Raw genomic sequence first — 3588 nt, forward strand, 5'->3', positions numbered from 1 at the left:
GTCGATCGCTTTCGGCAACTTCAAGGCGGGCTATCTGATCGCCGAGCGGGCGGAGACGCAGATCCTGCGCGATCCGTTCACCAACAAGCCGTTCGTCCATTACGCGACGCGTCGGGTGGGCGGTCAGGTGATGAATTCCGAGGCGATGGCGCGGTCAACCGCGACGCTGAGCGGCGGCATCGCGGGACATGTCTACAGCTTGGTGAATCGCATTACCCTTTCCGACGAGCGGGTGGATGAGCGGTCGATCACGTTACGCGTGGAGGACCGGTGATGGGGCTGGTGGCTATGGAAGCGCCGCCCGCGGCGGTGGCGCTCGACGAGGTCAATGCGTTCCTGCGGGTGGCGACGAGCGAGGAAGATGCGCTGATCGCCGGGTTCGTTCGGAGCGCTAGTGCGGCCTGCGAGGCCTTTACCGGGTTGCCGCTGATGACGCGCGAGGTGCGTGAGATAGTCGTGCCGGGGTCGTGGCGGCGGCTTGAAGCGAGACCGGTGCAGGCGATCGAGGCCGTGGCCGCCGTGGCGAATGACGGCGCGGAAACGTTGCTGGCGGCGGACACCTACCGGATCGACATCGACGCCGCCGGCGACGGATGGGTTCGCGTGCCGAGCTCGGAACGGCGGGCATCGGTGCGCTACACCGCCGGCCTTGCCGGCGACTGGAATGGACTGCCGGAGCCGCTGCGGCAGGGGATCGTGCGGCTGGCGGCCCATCTCTACGCCGAGCGTAGCGGAACGGCCTCACCGCCACCGGCGTGCGTCACGGCCTTGTGGCGGCCGTGGCGCCGCATGCGGCTCGGATGATGTTCGAAAAGTTGGCGGCGCGCGCGGCGGAGATTGCCGCGCGCCGGGCAGCGATCCGCCGCGGACGGGTGGCGGCGAAACTGAAGGAGTTGGCGCCGCAGGGCGTGCAGGTGGTGGAAGAAGGCCACGGGATCGTGCTCGTCGGTCGGCGGCTCGGCCGGCGGTTCGCCCTCGATCCGCACCTGCGATGGTTAGTGACGGAGACGCGTGATGAACGGTGAGCAAGGCGCGGCGAGCGCGCTCGTGGCGAACCTCCTGACCGCGCTACGGGACGCGCCGGGTTTCAGCCAGGTGTCGGACGGGGTGCCGCTCCAGGCGGGAGACGCCGCTGTGATGGTCGATATCGGGCCGGAGACGGACTGGGGCTTCAAGGGCGGCGAGGGCGCGGAGGTGCGCTTCGCGGCGGTGCTGACCTGCGGCGGCGGGGCGCCGGGGCGCGCGCGCATTTTGGGCGAGAGAGTTCGGGCGGCGATTGCGACGGTCGGACCGGACCTGGGCGGCTGGACGCTGGCGAACCTGGTGATGTTGCGGTCGCGCGTGTTGCGCGAGACGGCGTCCAAATGGACGGCTGTCGCGGAGTATCGGGCGCGAATGATGCGGGACATCGCACCCGATTAGGATGGTGGGACGTGGCGTAGCGCGGCTTCGCGCAAGTCAGCTCGGCTGATTGTTCTCGAACAGCTGGATGAAGTTGGCGCGGGCGTCGTCGACTTCCATCGTTGCCGTTTCCTCGGCCTCGGCGCGAGGTGTGCGGAACGATGCTTCGCGTGCGATCAGCGCCTGGCGGAAAGCTTGCTCCTGCTGCGCGCATTGCTGGGGCAACGCGGTGCGGAAATCATTGAGCGACATCCGGTCGTCGAGGCTGCGTTGCATGAATTGGCGCAGACATTGGGTGTAGGCGTTTCGAGCCGCCGCGGAAGGGTCGTTGACCTGAAGCGCGGCGCCGTTGCCCGTGCCGAGGACAAGCAGGGCGATGAAGACAGAGGACATGGCAGCACCCTCCGTAAGAGTCTTGAGAAAAAGGAGATTGGGACATGAGCGCGGAAAAGGGAAGCGCCTTTCTGCTCAAGGTCGGCGATGGAGCGGCGCCGCCTGCCTACACGACCGTGGCGGGGCTTCGGACGACGCAATTGTCGGTCAACGGCGAGGCGGTGAACGTCACCAGCAAGGACAGCGGCGGATGGCGCGAATTGCTGTCCGGGGCGGGGACTCGGTCGGTGTCGGTGGCAGGGAGCGGGATCTTCACCGGATCAGCGGCCGAGGCGCGGGTGAAGACCAATGCGCTGACCGGGCTGCTCGACGATTACGAGCTGTCGTTCGAGAGCGGCGAACGGATGAGGGGGCGCTTTCTGGTGACGCGGCTTGATTATGCCGGCGATTACAATGGCGAGCGGACTTATACGCTCGCCCTCGAAAGCTCGGGCGAGGTGAGCGCGCTGTGAGCGTGGCGAACGCCGCGCGAGGCGAAGCGGGTCTGAAGGTAGGCGGCGAGACGCTGGTGCTGCGGCCCAGCTTTGAAGCCCTGGTCGCCGCGGAGGGAGATCGACCTTCAGCCGGGTCTCGCGGCGGGAGCTCCAGTGGAGCTGCTGGTATATGGTGTCGGCGATGATGAGCCGGCGCAAGCGACGCTGACCCTGACCGGGGAAGCATTGAAGCCACCGGCACCGGTCCATGTCGCGGCTGAGTCGGTGAGCGGCGGCATGCAAATTCGGTGGGTGCGCAGAAGCCGCCAAGGCTGGACATGGCCGAGCGGGGCCGACACGCCATCGGGCGAGGAGCAGGAGCGTTACCGCCTGACCTTCAACGGCCAACGCAGCGTCGAGGTCTTGAACCCGACGCATTTCTACAGTGCCGGCGAGCGCGCCACCGACGGCCCTGGACCGGTTACCGTCGAAATCGTGCAGCTCGGCACCCAATCTGCGTCGCGGCCTGCAACCATCATCATCTCATGACTCGCGAGGAGAAGGTCCGATGACGGAACGGAGCGCGCGCTTCGCTTTGCCCCTGCTGCAGCCGGGACAGGCCCAGAAGGAGGTTTTTCACAACGAAGCGCTGAACGCAGTCGACCTGTTGCTCGAGGCCGCCGTGGAAGGCCCGCCGAGCGCTGCTCCTCCAGCCACTCCGGAGATCGGCCAGTGCTGGATCGTCGCTGCCGGGGCGTCCGGTGCCTGGACCGGCCATGAGGACCGCATTGCCGGGTGGACCGCCGGTGGCTGGCGATTCCTCGAGCCGCAGCCGGGCACACGCGTGTGGGATAAGGCCGCCGGCGTATGGCTCTACTGGAACGGGTCCCAGTGGAGCGACGGCAGCCTTCCTGCCGCGGCACTGGTCATTGCGGGGCGGCAAGTGGTCGGTTTCCGCCAGCCGGCGGTACCAAGTCCTTCAGGTGGAACGACAATCGACACTGAAGCACGCGCGGCAGTCTCATCATCATTGTTGCATTGAGGACACACGGCCTGATCGATTGACCAAATCGGCATCTTCCCATGCAACCCGAGGGGCGGCCCGGAGTTTGGGGTGCGCCTGATCATCGGGGGTTCATCTTCTTCGCAAGCTGAGGCCTTTGTGCAACAGGTGCGGGGTGAAGCGTGCTTGCGCCGAAACCTCCGGTACCGTAATGAGTCCTTGTCGTCGGGTATCCGACGCAGAAGAAAGGGGAAGATTTATGCGGAAGCTCGCCATTGCAGTGGCGCTGTCGACCACCGTCCTTGCTGGCCCGGCTCTCGCGCGTGATGGCGCTTGGTATGTCGGCGGTGATTTCGGTGCGATGATCGTCGAAGACGT

The 3588-nt window shown here is 66.6% G+C and carries 8 protein-coding genes; 7 read left to right on the forward strand and 1 reads right to left on the reverse strand.

Annotated features, from left to right (window positions below; genetic code table 11):
- The 4 genes from ACK41X_RS23040 to ACK41X_RS23055 form a co-directional block, all read left to right on the forward strand.
- Window positions 1-274: phage major capsid protein (locus tag ACK41X_RS23040; RefSeq protein ID WP_409728534.1), on the forward strand; the 274-nt coding region annotated here is incomplete at its 5' end.
- A complete protein-coding gene (locus ACK41X_RS23045) occupies window positions 274-804 on the forward strand; it encodes a hypothetical protein (protein WP_409728536.1) in 531 nt (176 codons plus the stop codon). The genes ACK41X_RS23040 and ACK41X_RS23045, both read left to right, overlap by 1 nt.
- Window positions 801-1025, forward strand: a complete 225-nt coding sequence (locus tag ACK41X_RS23050; RefSeq protein WP_409728539.1) for a hypothetical protein — start codon at window positions 801-803, stop codon at window positions 1023-1025. The genes ACK41X_RS23045 and ACK41X_RS23050 overlap by 4 nt, the downstream gene beginning before the upstream one ends.
- Entirely contained in the window at window positions 1015-1422 is a 408-nt protein-coding gene (locus ACK41X_RS23055; RefSeq protein WP_409728541.1) for a hypothetical protein, read from the forward strand. The genes ACK41X_RS23050 and ACK41X_RS23055 overlap by 11 nt, the downstream gene beginning before the upstream one ends.
- A gap of 36 nt (window positions 1423-1458) precedes the next feature.
- On the opposite strand, the gene ACK41X_RS23060 is transcribed toward ACK41X_RS23055, so the two are convergent.
- Window positions 1459-1794 carry a hypothetical protein gene (locus ACK41X_RS23060; protein WP_409728544.1) on the reverse strand — a complete coding sequence of 112 codons (336 nt, stop codon included), beginning with the start codon at window positions 1792-1794 and terminating at the stop codon, window positions 1459-1461.
- A 44-nt stretch (window positions 1795-1838) separates the two neighbouring features.
- On the opposite strand from ACK41X_RS23060, the gene ACK41X_RS23065 reads away from it, so the two are divergent.
- The 3 genes from ACK41X_RS23065 to ACK41X_RS23075 all read left to right on the forward strand — a co-directional run bounded on the left by ACK41X_RS23065 (window position 1839) and on the right by ACK41X_RS23075 (window position 3249).
- Window positions 1839-2246, forward strand: coding sequence for a phage major tail protein, TP901-1 family (locus tag ACK41X_RS23065; protein WP_409728547.1), 408 nt, complete (start codon window positions 1839-1841; stop codon window positions 2244-2246).
- A 135-nt stretch (window positions 2247-2381) separates the two neighbouring features.
- A complete protein-coding gene (locus ACK41X_RS23070; RefSeq protein WP_409728549.1) occupies window positions 2382-2756 on the forward strand; it encodes a hypothetical protein in 375 nt (124 codons plus the stop codon).
- Window positions 2757-2775: 19 nt separating this feature from the next.
- The gene (locus ACK41X_RS23075; protein ID WP_409728551.1) at window positions 2776-3249 is read left to right on the forward strand and encodes a DUF2793 domain-containing protein; all 474 of its coding nucleotides are present in this window, start codon (window positions 2776-2778) and stop codon (window positions 3247-3249) included.
- Window positions 3250-3588 lie beyond the last annotated feature (339 nt).

The sequence above is a fragment of the Pseudorhodoplanes sp. genome, assembly GCF_046289595.1.
GTDB lineage: Bacteria > Pseudomonadota > Alphaproteobacteria > Rhizobiales > Xanthobacteraceae > Pseudorhodoplanes.

Coding starts and splice junctions, on each gene's coding strand:
- ACK41X_RS23045 (WP_409728536.1), top strand. CDS start 274: ATGGGGCTGGTGGCTATGGAAGCGCCGCCCGCGGCGGTGGCGCTCGAC.
- ACK41X_RS23050 (WP_409728539.1), top strand. CDS start 801: ATGATGTTCGAAAAGTTGGCGGCGCGCGCGGCGGAGATTGCCGCGCGC.
- ACK41X_RS23055 (WP_409728541.1), top strand. CDS start 1,015: ATGAACGGTGAGCAAGGCGCGGCGAGCGCGCTCGTGGCGAACCTCCTG.
- ACK41X_RS23060 (WP_409728544.1), bottom strand. CDS start 1,794: ATGTCCTCTGTCTTCATCGCCCTGCTTGTCCTCGGCACGGGCAACGGC.
- ACK41X_RS23065 (WP_409728547.1), top strand. CDS start 1,839: ATGAGCGCGGAAAAGGGAAGCGCCTTTCTGCTCAAGGTCGGCGATGGA.
- ACK41X_RS23075 (WP_409728551.1), top strand. CDS start 2,776: ATGACGGAACGGAGCGCGCGCTTCGCTTTGCCCCTGCTGCAGCCGGGA.